This is a genomic window from Collinsella sp. CLA-ER-H9 (assembly GCF_040092295.1).
Lineage (GTDB): Bacteria > Actinomycetota > Coriobacteriia > Coriobacteriales > Coriobacteriaceae > Collinsella.
Genome location: NZ_JBBNLV010000001.1, coordinates 128023 through 145318 on the forward strand (window position 1 = coordinate 128023; position 17296 = coordinate 145318).

Consider the following 17296-nt stretch of genomic DNA (forward strand, 5'->3'; position numbering starts at 1 on the left):
AACTGGCAGCGTAATATCTTACTCGCACTATACGAGATTCTATGCATTAATAAGACGAGTATGCACCTCTGCAAAAACATGGGGCTTTTCATTCAGCATAAGGAATAAAGATGAGCTCCAAAAAAGCAACCAGCCCCAAAGCACGGGGATAGAAGGTAGCAACAGCCAAAACCTCCATCCATCCCCAAAGTAACGCGAGTTTTCGCGGCAAAGCCGCGAAACAGCGAAGGGGACGGAATACCCGACCAACCACGTCCTTCATCAGCCCACACAATCCGAGGACGTAGTCGTAGCAGGATCTGAGGGCTGACCTTCGAGGACACTCCGCAGGACGAAAGAACCCCCGCCGCACGAAGTGCGCAGCGGGGGTTCTTTCATGTCCGAGGACGTCCGCGAAGGTCAGCCCTCAGATCCTGCAGTGAGAGACCTAGGCCTCGTTGTACACCGTCTTGAGCTTCAGCAGGTGAGCGTAGCGGTCCATAGCGGCCTGCTCGTTCTCCTTGAAGAGCTCCTCGGCGCGCTCGGGGAAGGAACGCGTCAGCGAAGCATAACGGGCCTCGTTCATCAGGAACTCCTGATAACCGCCCGCGGGCTCCTTGGAATCGAGCGAGAACTTCTTGCCGGCAGCAGCCTCGGGGTTGAAGCGGAAGAGGTTCCAATAACCGCACTCGACAGCCTTCTTCATCTCGGCCTGGCAGTTCTGCATGCCGCCCTTCTTGATGGAGTGCATCTCGCAGGGGCTGTAGCCGATGATGAGGGACGGGCCGTCGTAGGCCTCGGCCTCGTGGATGGCCTTGAGGGTCTGAGCCGGGTTGGCGCCCATGGCGACCTGCGCCACATAGACGTAGCCGTAGCTCATGGCAATCTCGGCCAGGGACTTCTTCTTGGTCACCTTACCGGCAGCGGCGAACTGAGCGACCTGGCCCAGGTTCGAGGCCTTGGAGGCCTGACCACCGGTGTTGGAGTAAACCTCGGTGTCGAAGACGAAGACGTTGATATTGTGGCCGGAAGCCAGGACGTGGTCCAGGCCACCGAAGCCGATGTCGTAGGCCCAACCGTCGCCACCGAAGACCCAGAAGGACTTCTTGGTGAGGTAGGCCTTGTCGGCGAGGATCGCCTTGGAAGCATCGCAGCCGCACTTCTCGAGCTCGGCAACGTAGGCAGCGGCAGCGGTCTTGGAGGCCTCGGCGTCGTTGACGGAGTCGATCCAAGCCTGACCGGCGGCCTTGAGCTCGTCGGACGGACCGTCAGCGGCGATGATCTCCTGCGTAGCAGCGATCAGCTTCTTCTGAACGGCCTCATAGCCAACGGCCATGCCCAGACCGTGCTCGGCATTATCCTCGAACAGGGAGTTGTTCCACGCCGGGCCGTGACCGTCCTTGTCCTTGCAGTAAGGAGCGGTGGCAGCGGGGTTGCCCCAAATGGAGGAGCAGCCGGTGGCGTTGGAGATGAACATACGGTCGCCGGCGACCTGGGTCACCAGACGTGCATAGGCGGTCTCGGCGCAGCCGGCGCAGGAGCCGGAGAACTCCAGGTAGGGCTGCTTAAACTGGCTGCCCTTGACGTTGGCCGCGATGAGCTCCTTCTTCTCGGAGACGTTCTCGACCATGTAGTCCCAAACGGGCTGCTGGTCCATCTCCTGCTCGGTGGGAACCATCTCGAGGGCGCCCTTGGGGCAGACCTTGACGCAGTTGGTGCAGCCCATACAGTCGAGCGGGGACACAGCCATGGTGAACTTCATGCCCTTGGCCTTGGGGCCCATAGCGTCGAGCGTGCGGGTAGCCTCGGGCGCGGCGGCAGCCTCGTCCTCGGTCATCGCAAACGGACGGATGGTGGCATGCGGGCACACATAGGCGCACTGGTTGCACTGGATGCACTTGGTCTCGTCCCAGTGGGGAACGACCACGGCGACGCCGCGCTTCTCGTATGCGGAGGCGCCCAGCTCAAACTGGCCGTCGGCACAATCGACGAAGGCGGAAACAGGCAGGCTGTCGCCATCCATGCGATCGATGGGCTCGAGCAGGTTCTTGACCTGCTGGGCGATAGCGGACTTGGTCTCCTCGGAGAGCTCGACGGGAGCGGCATCCTCGGCAGTTGCCCAGTCGGCCGGAACCTCGAACTTGCGGAAGGCGGTAGCGCCGGCATCGATGGCCTTGTGGTTGGCGTCGACGATGGCCTGGCCCTTCTTCATGTAGGACTTGGTGGCCGCGTCCTTCATGTACTGCAGGGCGTCCTCGGCGGGCAGGACCTTGGCCAGCGCGAAGAAGGCGGACTGGAGCACCGTGTTGGTGCGCTTGCCCATGCCGACCTTGGCAGCCAGATCGATAGCGTCGATCAGGTAGACGTTGACGTTGTTGTTCGCGATGTAGCGCTTGGCCACGGCGGGCATGTGCTCGGCGAACTCCTCGTCGCTCCACTGGCAGTTGACCAGGAAGGTGCCGCCCGGCTTGACGTCGCGGACCATCTTGAAGCCCTTAACGATGTAGCTGGGGTTGTGGCAAGCGACAAAGTCGGCCTTGGTCACGTAGTACGGCGAGCGAATCGGGGAATCACCAAAGCGCAGGTGCGAGACGGTGACGCCGCCGGTCTTCTTGGAGTCGTACTGGAAGTAGGCCTGGACGTACTTGTCGGTGTGGTCGCCGATGATCTTGATCGAGTTCTTGTTGGCGCCGACGGTACCGTCGCCACCCAGACCCCAGAACTTGCACTCGATGGTGCCGGGGGCTGCGGTGTTGGGCGCATCCTCGGCCTCGGGCAGGCTCAGGTTGGTCACGTCATCGACAATGCCGATGGTGAACTCGCGCTTGGGCTCGTCCTTCTTGAGCTCCTCGAAGACAGCGAACGCGGACGCGGGAGGCGTGTCCTTGCTGCCCAGGCCGTAACGGCCGCCGACGACCTTGATGCCCGTCTTGCCGGCCTCGTAGAGAGCGGAGACGACGTCCTGGTAGAGCGGCTCGCCGATGGAACCCGGCTCCTTGGTGCGGTCCATGACGGCGATCTTTTTGACGGTCTCGGGGAGAACGTCGACAAAGTGCTTGATGGAGAACGGACGGAACAGGCGAACCTTGACCAGGCCGACCTTCTCGCCGTGAGCGTTGAGGTAGTCGATGACTTCCTCGAGCACGTCGCAGAAGGAGCCCATGCACACGACGACACGATCGGCATCGGGAGCGCCGTAGTAGTTGAACAGGCCGTAATCGGTGCCGAGCTTTTCGTTGATCTTCTTCATGTAGCCCTCGACGACGGCGGGAAGCTCGTCGTAGACCTTGTTGCAGGCCTCGCGGTTCTGGAAGAAGATGTCGCCGTTCTCGTGGCTGCCGCGGGTATGCGGGTGCTCAGGGTTGAGCGCGTGATCGCGGAAAGCCTGGACGGCGTCCATGTCGCACATCTCGGCCAGATCCTTGTAGTCCCACATGGCAACCTTCTGGATCTCGTGGCTGGTGCGGAAGCCATCGAAGAAGTTAAGGAACGGGGTCTTGCCCTCGATGGCGGCAAGGTGAGCCACCGGCGAAAGGTCCATGACCTCCTGGACGTTGCCCTCGGCGAGCATGGCGAAACCGGTCTGGCGGCAGGCCATGACGTCGGAGTGATCACCGAAGATGTTCAGGGCGTGGGAAGCGACGCAACGCGCGGAGACGTGGAAGACGCCCGGGAGCTGCTCGCCCGCGATCTTGTACATGTTCGGGATCATCAGGAGCAGGCCCTGAGAAGCCGTGTAGGTGGTGGTCAGAGCACCGGCGCCCAGCGAACCGTGAACGGTACCGGCTGCACCTGCCTCGGACTCCATCTCGACGACCTTGACCGGGGTGCCAAAGATGTTCTTGCGGCCCTGGGCCGCCCACTGGTCGACATGGTCGGCCATCGGGCTGGACGGCGTAATGGGATAAATTCCCGCTACCTCGGTGTACGCATACGAAACATATGCGGCCGCCTCGTTGCCGTCCATAGACTTAAACTTACGCGCCATATACCCCTCTCCTCTCATATAGGTATACAGGCCCCGGCGATTGCCGGGATGTTGGCGTGATGGGATTTTCGCTGTTGCTTCCAATCATCTGGCAGGCAGACTGAGCAGCAGGCACATGGCGTGGAGAGAAGGCATGCCAAGGCGAGGAGGGCTGCACGCGCTCCACAGGCCCAGCTACCCGTCTTGCACATGACCGAGCGCCGCAAAGGCCGCATGCCGGATGCTCCCGGGCACGCCCCGGCGATGGGAAGCGCCCGCAACGGAAATCCGCATGCGGGCTTATTGTACCCCGCCGCCAAGCCATATTTCGACAAATATAGGTGGGCGGTAAAGGTTTACCTTAGGTGACTGCCAAGGGGCGAGATGGCCCCTCGGACGGAAAAGTCGCAGCCTGCATCGAGAGTGGATAATCTCCCACTTTTTGCCTGTATCTTGACCAAAAGTGGGAGATTATCCACTCTCATGGGTTGTGCGTCCGAAAATCCTCTCTCGTGCGTCCGGAAATCCACTCTCGTTTCTCTATCGCCGACCACACGGCAGTTGCGGTGAAATAGGGGCTGTTTTTGCCGATCGCGGCCTTAAACAGTCCCTATTTCACCGCAACTCATTGAGGGGATGAGCTAGAGGGCGCCGAGGAGGATGGCGTAGGTGGTGGATTCGCCGAGCCTGAGCTCGTCACCGGGGTTGAGCTGAGCGGAGCGGCCGGGCTCGACCTGGGTGCAGACGTTCGTCGCGCCGTTTACCACCACGGTTCCGTTGGTGGACGACAGGTCCTCGACGTACCAGGCATTTTGGTCATCGCACCACACGTGGGCATGGCGAGCCGAGACGTCATCGCCCACATCGGTGATATCGCCTTCCCCCGTCGCCAGCGCACCGATCTCCACACCCTGCTCGCTCGGCTGAATCCAGCGCGGGGCACTTACCACGTAACCGTCCTGCACGCGAAGCAGGCCCAGCGGGTGCGCAGGCGCCGCCTCGTGCTCGCCCGTGACCGTCGAGGTGCTCAGCGAGCGCGGGGTCGATGTGGCACCACCGCAAGTCGCGTGCGCATAGTCGATGGCATAGGTCACCGAGGATCGAACATCTGCCGAGCAGCCGACGGCGACAAACAGCACCAGCACAGCCTCGGCACGCTCGGCGGGCATAAGCTCCGCCGCCTGCGACAGACGCTCGGCCGCATTGCGGTAGAGGTTCGTATCCTGATGGCATTCCTCGAGCGCCCGCACCATGGGCTCGCCAGCGGGCCCGCACACCATGTTGATCACCGCCATGGCATTCATGGGATTGCGTCGGCGCAGGGCCAGATGCGACATGATGCGCGCGGCCGAGGTTCCGTAATCGGCAAAATAGCGCTCCCGCAGCGTGCCGACCGGAGCGCGCACGATAAAACGCGAGACCCAGGAGCGATCGGCGGCGCGGCTCTGGGGGCTGCGACCATCGGCCAGCGGACGGCTCGAAAGCACCATGCCACATAGCTCGATATGGCTCAGGTGCGCCGCGCGTTTAAAGATGTCGAACATGGCTCCACACGGGGTGAGCTCGATTTGAGATGCCATGGCCTAGACCTCCTTGGTCGTTGAACTCGTAACGGACGACGCCTCGGTCGCCCCGCCAAAGGCGCGAGCAGCCGCGGCTCCGCCGGCAAGCGGCGGCGCCATGGGAATTTTCGCACGTCGTGCTGACACGACGGGAAGCTCAAAGGCAAACCCCATCGCCAGCAAAAACCACACGAGCGCGTATGTTGCAATTAAGGCGGCGACAAGGCCGCTCGCTACGGCGCGCTGGGAAAACACGGTGCATGCAACCGCGATGAGCACCGGAACCTCGCAGGCAGAAAGTGCCAGCACGCCATGCAGGAACCCCGTGCGACGATCGTGCGCCATGGCGCCGGCGGCAATGCCCGCCATGCCCGGCAGTGCCAGCGCGAGCGCGGCAACGATACCCGGCAGCGTACCGGACCGCGAAATGTGCCCCACGGCAACCGTCACGCGAGCACCCGACGCCAGCAGTGCCGCCGACACCACCACAACGGCCCACACAAGGCCGCAGACAGCCGCTGTACCGATCATCGCAGCGCGACGGATCACGCGACCGGACGCATCCATGGGACAGGGCGTGAGCGGCTCGCCGCGAAGCGAACGGCCGACGTTTTGCGAGTAGTGGTCGCAAAACGTCGTAAGCGCCGCCTCCACCGCGACGGGCTCGGGACGATCGCCCTGATTACACGACAGGCAGGCCATGACAACGTCGAACAACTGGGCATCGACAAATGCCAGCGCGTCGCGAAGCTCCTCGGAGTCCGGCTCGAGCCCCATCTGCTGTGCCTGCTCGGCGGCGGCGAGCGCAACATCGGGCTCACGCCGGAGCAGCTGGGTCAGGTCGCAATCGGGTGCATGGGCGCCAACGGGATAGTCGGGGCGCGTATCCATCTTGAGACGATAGGGGCTGGCAATATCGCGCGTCTTTTTGCGCGAACCCGAGGTGCCCGATGCGCTCGGTGCCACCTCGTACGGTGCGACACCGGCGATGAGCTCATAGACCGTGCTCGCCGCGGCATACACGTCAATTGCCGGCGACATGCGCAAAACGCGCAGGTCGGCAATATCGTCGGTGAGCATCTCGGGCGGAGCGTAGGCAACCGTCGCTCGGCGCAACGTAGCGTAGCGCTCTGTAAAGGACTCCTTGCCGCCACCTCGCGCCACCGCAGAGGCGGACTCGAGCGCCAGCGACGAGCCAAAATCGATGAGGCACAAATCGAACGTGCCCTCGGCAAGCTGTCGGTCGAGCGGCAGGTGCGCCGTGCGAACCATAATATTGGCAGGCGAGATATCGCGATGGACAAAGCCCTCCCCCACCAGGTTCATGCGGCAGAGCAGGTCGAACAGGTCGCGGCCCAGGCGAGCGGCCACGAGCGGCGACAGGCGACCGGCATCGTCCACGGCAAGGCGCGAGCGCAGGCGGGCAAGCGTCTCGCCCTCGACCCACTCCATGACAATCGCGGGCACACCGTCGACCTCGCCCCATCCATACAGGCGGGGAAAGCCTTTGAGGCCCGAAAGGGCGCGATGGCATTCGTATTCCTCGCGAAACGCCGCCTTGAACTTGGTGACCAGCGCCTCGTGGGCGACATCGTCATCGAACTCGTCGCAAGTCGGCAAGATGAGCTGCTTGAGCGCAACGGCCTCGCCCTGCGCATTGACGGCACGCGTCACGCGACCGATGCCACCACGGCGCATGGTGCCGTCGTCGGCAAACAGCATCGCAAATCGACGCTGGTAGACGGGCAGCTCATCCGGACTCAGCGCAATAGCAGGCTCAAAACCTCCAACGCGCGCCAGGCGCAGGCCCACCATGGGGTCGCGGTTAAGTGCGCACGATGTGCTAGAAGCAAGGCTATTCGTCATAGGGCGATCGCCGCCACTTTGGTATTGAAGTTATTGAGCGCGACGTCGTCATCGCCGTAATGCCCCACCCATTGGCACAGGTTGGTGTAGCAGCCCCATAGGTTGGCGTATTGCTGATACCACTTTGACTGGGGAGAAAACGTTTGCCGGCCAAACTCGGCACGGATGACAAACATATCGTTGGCCAGGCTATCGCACGGTCCGGCATCGCCTGTTGCGTTATAGGTCGAGACCGCGCTATTGGCCCGAGAGACATAGCCGTCGAGCATATTGCACTTGGTCACGAGCCAGCTGTGTATGCTTTCCTCCTCGGCAGCCGAAAGGCCGCTGGAGTTTGTATTGCCACCGGTGCTACCGCCCGTCGAGCCGTTGCTCCCAGACCCACCGGAGGCGGAGCCCGAGCCGGAGCCACCGCTCGAGTTCGACGAATCGGAGCTGGAACCAGACGAACCAGAGCCGCCAGGTTTCCCCGACTGCTGCGTATCCTGACCCTTTTGCTGCTCGGCCTTGTTTACGACGGCCGAAACACTGTTATCGGAAAGGTGATGGACGATCTTGGTGTTGGTGAGCACGATGGTTTTGCCATTGGCAAGCGTGACTTCGTTGTCCGGGGCCTCGGCGCCGTCCGCATCGTCGGTGCCAAACACAATATGCCCGACCACACTTGCCCAAGCATATCCAGTCGTGGTGCCCAGATCGCTTTTGACCTCATGCCCCACGCGCGGTTCGCGTGCGGCATGCGCCTGCATCATGGACGGCACGGTCATGCCATAGGCAGAAACGCCAGCTATGACCAGCACCAGCGAGCACGATAGCAGTGCGTACGCCCGCGGCGCCAAGCCCAGTCGGCGTCGTATGCGCACCGCGGCGCCGCGCTTTGTCTGAGTGCCACCGGGCCGCATGCGTTCTCCTCCAACAAAAACACGCCGCTCGGGAGCGGCGCATTCATTCGAATCCATATTTGAGTGTATCAGCGAACCCAAAAGGTTGCGCAACGAATGAGCAAATTAAGGATGCGAGCGGAAGCATCCATGCGATAAGCGGATACGAAGCATCTTTGTTGCACAACAAACTCACAGTCGCACGGGGAAATTATGACTACCCCGTGCGACTGTGAGGAAAACATACGGCAGGAGCAGGCTCGCCACCTAGATCGCGCGACGGGCCTCGATAGCACGGCCAAGCGTGAGCTCGTCGGCATACTCCAGGTCGCCTCCCACGGGCAGCCCGCTCGCCAGACGCGACACCTCGACGCCCAGTGGCTTGATGGTGCGAGCAAGGTAGCTCGCCGTGGTCTCGCCCTCGATATTGGGGTTGGTGGCGATAATGACCTCGTGGATATCCTCATGGCCCAGGCGCGCCAGCAGTTCGCGGATATGCAGCTGCTCGGGACCGATCTTGTCCATGGGGCTTATCACGCCGCCCAACACATGGTAGAGGCCGTGGTAGCTGCCCGTGCGCTCGATTGCCTGGACGTCGCGCGGCTCGCCCACCACGCAAATGCGAGTGGTATCGCGCATCGGGTCCTGGCAGATGGAGCACTCGTCGGCCGTGGCGTAGTTAAAGCAACGGCTGCAAAAGTGGACCTCCTGCTTGACCTCCAGGATGGCCTCGGCCAGGCGGCGGGCCTCCTCGGCATCGGCCTCGAGCAGGTAGTAGGCGATGCGCTGGGCCGACTTGGGACCAATGCCCGGCAGACGACCCAGCTCATCGAGCAGTTTTTGCAGACTGTGATTCGCACTCATTATATGCGTGTCTTAGAACGGCATGCCCGGGATGTTGAGACCGCCGGTGATGGCGCCCATCTGCTTGTTGGCGAGCTCGTTGACGCCGCGGACGGCCTCGTTGACGGCAGCCATGATCATGTCCTGCAGCATATCGACGTCCTCGGGATCGAGCGCATCGGGGTCGATGGTGAGGTTGACGAGCTCCATCTCGCCGTTAACGGTCACCTTGACCATGCCGCCGCCGGCAGAGGCATCGACGGTCTGGGACTTGAGGTTTTCCTGCGCGGCGGCAAGCTGCTCCTGCATCTTGCGGGCCTGCTTCATCATCTGCTGCATGTTCATACCGGCCATGATGGCTCCTTTACGTGCGGCCGCGCGACAAGCTGCAAGGGCAGCCGAGGCGCGGCGGGACTTTCAAACTCAAAAATCGTACCACGGCGCGGGGCAAGCGAGCGGGGCGGTCGTGCTACCTCAGTCGATATACACGTCCTGGAGTGCAAGCCGCGCCCAAAGATTATGCATAGTTGAATAATTCGCATCTACATAAATGTCTCAAATTAAATCTAGCAGGGCCGGAACCCGGCATTTTCTGCATCCAGCTAGATAGCAAAATGCTAAACCGCCGCTCGAGGTGGCGCTCATGACGGCATGGTAAAATTTGATTGTCAAAGATCGCAATTTGGAGGTGCCCCATGAATGCCCCCGACGCGCTCCAAAACATCCGCTCAAAACACCCCGTTGCATATGTGGTTCTCTATCTCTTTGTCGGCTGGGCATTGCTGGTTGTCATCACCCATGCCATAGCCTTTGGAGCAGAACTGCTGATAGCCAGCTCGGACCAGCCCGTCGTCAAATGGGAAGCGGCCGATGAGTGCACCGACGGAACCCGAACCATTTACTACAACAGCCCGTCCCTCTACCAAGAGTTCAAGGTCAAGATAAAGGACTCCAAGATTGTCGATGCCGAACTGGGCTCTTTATTTACAATCGGAGCAACCGTCAACGCCGAGCAAGTCGAGTACACGGACAGCCATGCGACATATCGTATCGACCTCAGCATCCTAGGCCGACCGTCACGTGCCTGTCTGCTCGAATGCGATATACGCGGCACCACACTACACATGTCCGAAATACAGATGCGCCCGGACAAAGAGATCTCTTCTTGAGCAGCGTACCCGCCCGCACGGTTACTCCACCGGTTTGAAGATGGTGGCCTGGCCAAAGACGCTGCGGATGAGGGCTTTGGCCTCGTCCTCGGTCTGCGGGATGCTCGGGGCTGCGCCCTGGTGGCCGAAGGGACTGCCGGCGCCGGGGTTGGACTCCCAAGGGGCAGCGGGGGCGTCATCGCTTGCGGGAGCGGACGTCGCAGCTGCGGGAGCCGCGGCTGAGGCGGCAGGGCTGGGCGCAGGCACCGCGGCAGGCACGTCGAACGGAGGAAGATCCTCCCCGCCCGCATCGCCGGCAAAGCCACCGACCATGGCGTCGTCGTAGGGCACCTGCTCGGATTCCCAAGGCGCAGCCTGCGCAGACGGCTGAGCCTTGGGAGCGGACGCGCGCTTGGGCGCTCGGGGCGCGGGCTCGGTCGGGAGCTTGCCCGTGGCAGGAGCACCGGCAGGGTTGTCGGAGCGCAGCCAGGGGGCCTTAGCCAGGTCGGATGACTTGGGTGCGGGTGTGGCAGCGGGCTTGGGCGCGGGGGTCGGAGCAGCCGGTTTGGGCGCAGCAGGTTCAGGCGCCGACGGAGTCGGTGCCGCTACCGGTGCCGCTTTTGGCTGCGTCGCGCTGGCGCTCGAGGATGCAGGGACCGCCGAGGACACGGGTTGCGGGTCCGCAGATGCCGCAGCCCGTGCAGATGGAGAATGCTCCTCATGTTGAGGAGCCGGCGTGCCACCCCCATCCAGGACATAGTCGACGGTGCGACGACCGAAGACTGCACTGACTGTCGGCAAAAACACCGCCTGTGTATCAGCACGCCCGAGCATCTTGATAGCAAATGCCGTAGGGAACGAGACCGTGAGCTTAGAACCATCGTCTGCCGTAGCGCGGGCGTTCAACAGGAGAGCCGCATAAGAAGGTTGTTGGGCCTTGACGCGCTCGACGACCTCGGCCCATTTGCGCTGGAGCTCGCCGGCATCCTCGACCGCGGGGGTCTCGGCGGCGCCGGCGGCAGCAACCTGGGCGGCGCTGTTGGGCTTGAACACCGGCACGGTCGATGCCGCAGGCGCGGGAGCCGCAACGGGTTGAGGTGCAGGCGTTACAGGTTTGGGCGCCGACGCAGGAACCGCGGACTTGGGCGCAGACTGGGCCGCCGGAACAGCAGTGCCGCGGTCCCAAGGCATGCCACCCTGATGCGCGGACGTAGCAGCGGGGGCGGCAGTCGCCGCGGGAGTAGCGGCTCGGGCACCCGAAATCAGCGTCGGCTGCTGGGCAGCAGCGGGTGCGGATGCAGCAGGCGCACTCGTTTGAGCAGCAGCCACACCCGCCGGCACCGCGGCGTTGGCGACCATGGCCTCCAAGCGTGCCACGCGCTCGGCCAGGGCCTCAATGGTCAGATCGGCCTCGGGACGTGCCAGGCGCGTGCAGGCGATCTCGAGCACCAGGCGCACGTCGCTCGCGCCCCTCATCTCCAGCGCGGCATCGTCAAGCACCGTCAGCACGCGGGCCAGGCGGTCGGCCGGATGCTCGCCAAAGGCAGCGGCCTCGGCAGCAAGCGCCTCGGCCTGCTCGATCCCGCCCTCAAACAGCTCGGCACGGGCACCGGCAACGCAGGCCACATACACGTCGCGCACATGCGCCACCAGGTCGCGCGTCAGCTCAAGCAGGTCATTGCCCTCCTCGACCTGTGCGCGAATGAGCCCATAGAGCTCAGCAATATCACGCTCGGCGATGGCGCGCGCAAACTCGCCCAGAATCTGGTCCGAAACTTCGCCCAAAAGCGAGCGGGCATCGTCCGCGTGCACGGTACCGTTGCCGAAGACGCTCAGCTGCTCCAGCGTGGAGAGCGCGTCGCGCATGCCGCCCTTGGCATGACGCGCCACGATAGCCAGCGCCTCGTCGTCGTAATCGAAGCCCTCCTGCTCGCACACGTAGGACAGGCGATGCTCAATATCCTCGTTGCCGATGCGATGAAAATCGAAGCGCTGGCAGCGCGAGAGGATGGTCTCCAGAATCTTTTGCGGGTCGGTGGTGCACAGCACGAAGATCACGTGTGCCGGCGGCTCCTCGAGCGTCTTGAGCAGCGCGTTGAACGCCGCCGTCGTGAGCATGTGAACCTCGTCGATGATATAGATCTTGTACTTGCCGCGCACCGGGGCAAAGTTGACGGAGTTGATGATCTCCTCGCGCACATTGTCCACGCCCGTGCGGCTTGCGGCATCGAGCTCGTAGACATCGGGGTGGTTGCCCTCGGCGATGAGCTCGCACTCCTCACAGGTGCCGTCGGGCATGCACCCGCTTGCGCCCTCGGCGCGCGCTGCCTCGGCATTACGGCACAGCAGCGCCTTGGCAAGGATGCGCGCCATGGTGGTCTTGCCCGTGCCGCGCGGTCCGCAGAACAGGTATGCGTGGGACAGGCGCCCCTCGGTGATGGCGTGCTCGAGCGTCGAGACGATATGCTGCTGGCCCACCACGGAGTCGAAGGTGAGCGGGCGATACTTTCGGTACAACGATTCCATGGGTGCTCCCCCGGGTATACTGAGTCTTGTTGCCGCGACGGCCATGCGGTCGCACGGCATACTGCATTCATAATAACCCGTACGGCGAGCCCGCCGCGATAGGAGTCCAAAGAGCATGGCAGACGCAGAGAGCAACCTCGTCCCCTCCGAAGCAGCCGACCAGGTCGAGGTCGCGCTCGAGGAGCAGGCCGCAGCCGACGACGGCATCCTGTACCTCAACGAGTACCAGTACGAAAACGACCTGGTCACCGACTTCGCCCGCCTGGTCGCCTCGCCCAGGCGTCGCGGTTCGCTGTATGTCGCCGCGGCAATTGCCGCGCTGATCGGCATTGGCATGCTGGTGGCCGGCGGTAACTGGATCAAGTTTGGCGTCGTCCTGATCGTATTCGGCGCCTTTTTGGCCTGGTGGAGCAAAAACCTGCACCACACGCTCGCCCGTGACTTTATCGACGCCGTCGAGGCCGACGAGTCCATGGGTGGCCGCTATCGCCGCGTCGCTGCCAACGAGGACGGCCTGATGGTTTGGGGCAAGAGCGGCAAGTCGCAGTTCTTCCCGTTTGAGAAGCTCGACCACGTACTCGACGGCGAGCGCATCTTTGTAGCCATGTTCGCCGACCAGGGCGTGACTATCCCTAAGGACACCTTTATCCGCGGCGATGCCGAGCAGTTTGGCCCCTTCCTTAAGGCGCGCATCAACAAAAAGCTCCGCATCGAGACCAAGAAGAAGAAAATGAAGGCCGAGAAGGCTGCCGCCGAGGCCAAGCGGGGCGACAAGGCCGACAAGCCCCAGGACAACAAGGGCAAGCAGCGCAAGCAGAAGAAGAGCAAGAAGAAGCGCTAGGGCCGAGCGCCACTGCGAAGGGAATCTCATCCCGCTTCAGCGTAGGATGAGGCTCCCCCAACAGGGCCTTCGAGCTATTTAACTTCAAACCTGAAGAGCCTTCGCTCCGGCAGATCGGTCATCTTCATCGTATAGGTCCCGGGAAACGCTTTCTCAAAACGGACGGTCTCGTAACCTTCGAAATAGTCGTTGGTGTTTTGCATCATGAATGGGACGAGTAACTCGTTCTCCGCCCCAACCTGTACAGCAAACGCAGCAGAACCGCCCAGCACCGGCATTGCCTGCGTTATCAGATCGGTATTGACCACAAAGTCATAGTTTGGCGCAGACTCCGGCACCAAATGCCAAACATACGCTTTAATTCCGCCTTCGACATTGTCCTTATTCCTGACACGCATCTTTACGGCGATAACACACGTGATGTCGGCGTCCTTCAATTTCGTTTTCGTATCTACGATGCCATATTTTGAATAATCATCATGCGCACGCTTGAGATACTCGCGCGGCGTGAGCAGCTCTGCCCCGTCTATGCAAAACGAATACCCGTCAGTCGCCACATCCTTCGACCCCAGAAACGCCCCATCCATCGAGAGCCATTCGCCCTCCGCGTAATATTTTTCAGGAATGACTGTCCGGTTCCCGTTAACGACGCTCACCCTCATGCCCGCAAGGCCGGTAACAGCACAGCCAAAAAGCGCGAGCATCGACCTTCTCGTCAACAGGGCCTTCTTCATCGCGCTCACGACCTTTCCCGAACTTTCACAACGGCACCGTCGCGCATGCAGTAAACACGATCGGCTAGCTCCTCGAGCACCTCTCCGTCATGGCTAGACAGAAGAACCTCGCGACCCGTTGATGCCGCCATCGCCACAACGCGCTTGAGCATTTCCACGCCCGCTTCGTCGAGGGCATTCGTTGGCTCATCGAGAACAAGCAGCTTCGGCTTTTCCATAATTGCCGCAGCTATTCCCAGACGCTGCTTCATCCCAAGCGAGTATGCTCGAAACTTCTTTTTTTCGTCTGCATCGAGCCCCACGAGCCGCAGGGCAGAGCGAATGTCCTCGGGGGTGGCAACGCCATTGATTTGAGCTATGAGCTCCAGATTGTCGTAACCAGACAGATATCCTAAAAAGGAAGGCGCCTCTATCAACATCCCCAGACTCGGCGGAAACGAGATATCCGCCCCAAGTCTTTGGCCATCGATAATAATCTCGCCCTCGGTGGGTCTAATCAATCCGCAGACCGCTCGCATGAGCATGGTCTTACCCGAACCGTTTATCCCCTGAAGCCCGACCACAGTCCCAGGGTCAACCTCGATAGACACGTTGCGCAGGACATCGTTTTTGCCCATGCGCTTCGATACGTCCCTAACGATCACACTCATATCTTGTCCCTCTTTTCGATAAGGTCGGCCCTTCGAAACCACAGTCCACCCAACGATAGGCATAACGACATAATCACAATTGAAAACAAGCCACTCGAGCCCGTCGCAATTCCTTCTTTGACGATTCCACCCCAGCGCAACAGCATCAAGGCATTTCCCAGCAGCGCCCAATGCCGCGCATATGCCGAACAGATCAGGTAGCTCATTACAACCGCAAATGAGGCTGACGGCCCAAGCACAAACCCAACCGCTGCCTGTGCAAACGCAAGCGCCTCAAAAGCAAAAAAGAGACCTATGAAAAACGGCAGCGCATCCGCCTCGCCCACTTTGAGAAACCACGGCGCCAAATTAGCCAGCTGAAGCGACTCGCCATGGATGACCGCGCTGAACGAGGCGCTCACCATCAAGCTCCAAATCACAACAGAGCAAACCACCACAAGCAGCGAAAATGCCGTTATTGCCGTTACTGAGATAAAACGCGAGACCCACCAAAGGGTTCTCGCCCGGCATCGGACAAGCGTTTGCAAACCAAACCCGTGCAACGATTCGGCGGGATAATCGAGTGTTGTATAGAGAATAAGCAGAATGAGAAATAGCCATCCTAGCGGAGGCACAAACATGGCCCCGGGCCTAGGCTCAAACGGAGCAGATCCGGCAAACACGAGCGCAAGATTGTCCGCAAACCCCAAGGTATCCGTCCTGACCCCATACACAGAAGACAATCCGTAGGCGTACACCAGGTTCGCAACGGTCACTGCTGCAATCGCAATAAAGGTAATGATGTTCTTCTTCAAAACGGTCCTCAGGTCCGCGGCGACCAGCCTAAACAGCATCAGACCATCTCCCGCCTTTTCCACGCCCCAGAAAAAGCCAACGAAGCAAGGGTCAATAATATGATTTCCGCAAAACCGGCTCGAATGTCTGGCCAGTTATTCAGCGATTCCGACCTGATGCTGTTGAGGATATTGCAGTTAAACCCCACGCAAGCCATTACGCCGAAGATCCAGCCATTTGCAAAATGCCACGCAACCATTAGCAGATACGGGACAATTATCGCTTTGATTCTGCTACGAAACAAAATTGAGAAGCCAGTTACAGCCATGGATAAAGTCCCGAGCGTGACAGCATCGAACAGCGTGTATGCGAGCACATACGACAAAGGATGCGAATAAAATAGACCGGAGAAGTAGCTATGCAGGTAAAGTCCTACGTAAGTCGACTCATCGACCCGAGGAAGATACGCAGGAAAAAGCATCGAGACGATCAGGAAATTGACGAGCAGAGGAATGGCAGTCACTGTAAACGCGGAGAGGAAAGCAGACAGCATCTTTACGTTCACGTACGCCTTTCTGGAAACGCGCGTGCATATCTGCATGTCATAACCACTCAAACGCTCAAAGAGGCACGACCAAGATCCAGCCAACATTGCAAGCAGGGGCAGTGCATAGAAAAACACCGACGCAGACAGCGGCGCGTTCGCGCTCACAACAATCCAGTTACCGAAGCTGCTTTCACGTGTTTGACCGAGATAATTTTTGGCTTGCATGCCAACGCCGTAACCAAAAGAAAGAAGGTTGTGACGTTCTTTTTCCAAATTTGCCCACGGCTCCAGCGCGGCAACTATTGCAACTGCGACTGCAATCAAGAGAGCAAAGATAAAAGCTGGACGTCTTATCGTTTTCGACAGTTCGTATCTTGCGAGCTTTTGGTTCATACGTACTCCTCCCCCTTCCGACCCAGAAAGCCGGAGGGAGCCATTTAAAACAACTATGCGGGAAGCTTGCGGAAATGCCCGACGCAGTCGGGGCTCCATACACCAATAACAGTGCCGTAGCCAGACTCCGCCCATGCAGTCAGTCGCGCCGCAGATCGCCCGTTCTCACGGACGAGGTTATACATTTCCCACTGTCCCTTGTGATTCGAACGATACGTTCCCTGAGTACAATTCATGCTGCCGCTACCGCTTGTGTTATACGCACCGTCTGTATATAACCGAAGCGGATTTCCCGTATAGCCCTGGATATCCAGATAGAGCGATGAGGAATCATCCTTTTGACGGTAGCCAGTTGCACTCGTCCCGGCACATTGAAAACTAAATGCCTTATCGGCATTGTTCGTACAGGTCGTAATTCCCGTATCGGCGTTTTGAGTAATGCTGGAAACCTGAGAGGTGTCAAACTCCTCTTGAGCAAATGATGCGGCAGGTGCACCCATCGACAAGCCCGCAACAATCGCCAAGCCGACTCCGATTCGAGCAATAGCGCTCCTTGGCTTAATCATGGCCTTCTCCAATCAAAAG

Annotated in this window: 14 protein-coding genes; 2 read left to right on the top strand and 12 right to left on the bottom strand. The window is 60.5% G+C overall.

The annotated features are described in order from the left end of the window. Window positions 1–427 precede the first annotated feature (427 nt). From nifJ to AAAX73_RS00600, 6 genes are all read right to left on the bottom strand, one after another. Window positions 428–3967 carry a pyruvate:ferredoxin (flavodoxin) oxidoreductase gene (nifJ, locus tag AAAX73_RS00575; protein WP_349124727.1) on the bottom strand — a complete coding sequence of 1180 codons (3540 nt, stop codon included), beginning with the start codon at window positions 3965–3967 and terminating at the stop codon, window positions 428–430. 620 nt (window positions 3968–4587) lie between these two features. Further along, a complete protein-coding gene (locus AAAX73_RS00580; RefSeq protein ID WP_349124728.1) occupies window positions 4588–5526 on the bottom strand; it encodes an FHA domain-containing protein in 939 nt (312 codons plus the stop codon). A gap of 3 nt (window positions 5527–5529) precedes the next feature. Further along, window positions 5530–7374, bottom strand: coding sequence for a hypothetical protein (locus AAAX73_RS00585; RefSeq protein WP_349124729.1), 1845 nt, complete (start codon window positions 7372–7374; stop codon window positions 5530–5532). Beyond that, window positions 7371–8276, bottom strand: a complete 906-nt coding sequence (locus tag AAAX73_RS00590; protein WP_349124730.1) for a hypothetical protein — start codon at window positions 8274–8276, stop codon at window positions 7371–7373. Before AAAX73_RS00590 ends, AAAX73_RS00585 begins: the two co-directional genes overlap by 4 nt. Before the next feature lie 246 nt (window positions 8277–8522). Beyond that, entirely contained in the window at window positions 8523–9119 is a 597-nt protein-coding gene (gene recR / locus AAAX73_RS00595) for a recombination mediator RecR (RefSeq protein WP_006235173.1), read from the bottom strand. Between the two features lie 12 nt (window positions 9120–9131). Further along, a complete protein-coding gene (locus AAAX73_RS00600) occupies window positions 9132–9452 on the bottom strand; it encodes a YbaB/EbfC family nucleoid-associated protein (RefSeq protein WP_006235174.1) in 321 nt (106 codons plus the stop codon). Window positions 9453–9793: 341 nt separating this feature from the next. Between AAAX73_RS00600 and AAAX73_RS00605 the strand changes: the two genes are divergently transcribed. After that, window positions 9794–10267 carry a hypothetical protein gene (locus tag AAAX73_RS00605; RefSeq protein WP_349124731.1) on the top strand — a complete coding sequence of 158 codons (474 nt, stop codon included), beginning with the start codon at window positions 9794–9796 and terminating at the stop codon, window positions 10265–10267. Window positions 10268–10288: 21 nt separating this feature from the next. Here the strand turns inward: AAAX73_RS00605 and dnaX are convergent, their stop codons facing one another. Next, window positions 10289–12772: a DNA polymerase III subunit gamma/tau gene (dnaX, locus tag AAAX73_RS00610; RefSeq protein ID WP_055250764.1), complete on the bottom strand. Its 2484-nt coding sequence runs from the start codon at window positions 12770–12772 to the stop codon at window positions 10289–10291. 115 nt (window positions 12773–12887) lie between these two features. Between dnaX and AAAX73_RS00615 the strand changes: the two genes are divergently transcribed. Continuing rightward, a complete protein-coding gene (locus tag AAAX73_RS00615; RefSeq protein ID WP_346981635.1) occupies window positions 12888–13613 on the top strand; it encodes a hypothetical protein in 726 nt (241 codons plus the stop codon). 74 nt (window positions 13614–13687) lie between these two features. Here AAAX73_RS00615 and AAAX73_RS00620 read toward each other — a convergent pair whose 3' ends face one another. The 5 genes from AAAX73_RS00620 to AAAX73_RS00640 are packed head-to-tail and all read right to left on the bottom strand — an operon-like array spanning window position 13688 to window position 17277. Further along, entirely contained in the window at window positions 13688–14347 is a 660-nt protein-coding gene (locus tag AAAX73_RS00620; RefSeq protein WP_270226316.1) for a DUF5028 domain-containing protein, read from the bottom strand. Between the two features lie 5 nt (window positions 14348–14352). Beyond that, window positions 14353–14997, bottom strand: coding sequence for an ATP-binding cassette domain-containing protein (locus AAAX73_RS00625; RefSeq protein ID WP_270226961.1), 645 nt, complete (start codon window positions 14995–14997; stop codon window positions 14353–14355). After that, complete coding sequence (locus AAAX73_RS00630; protein ID WP_349124732.1) at window positions 14994–15791, bottom strand: DUF2705 family protein; 798 nt, start codon at window positions 15789–15791, stop codon at window positions 14994–14996. Before AAAX73_RS00630 ends, AAAX73_RS00625 begins: the two co-directional genes overlap by 4 nt. Before the next feature lie 38 nt (window positions 15792–15829). Beyond that, window positions 15830–16711, bottom strand: coding sequence for an ABC transporter permease (locus AAAX73_RS00635; RefSeq protein ID WP_055250774.1), 882 nt, complete (start codon window positions 16709–16711; stop codon window positions 15830–15832). Window positions 16712–16764: 53 nt separating this feature from the next. Beyond that, on the bottom strand, window positions 16765–17277 hold the full coding sequence (locus AAAX73_RS00640) for a hypothetical protein (protein ID WP_349124733.1): 513 nt from the start codon (window positions 17275–17277) through the stop codon (window positions 16765–16767). Between the last annotated feature and the right edge of the window lie 19 nt (window positions 17278–17296).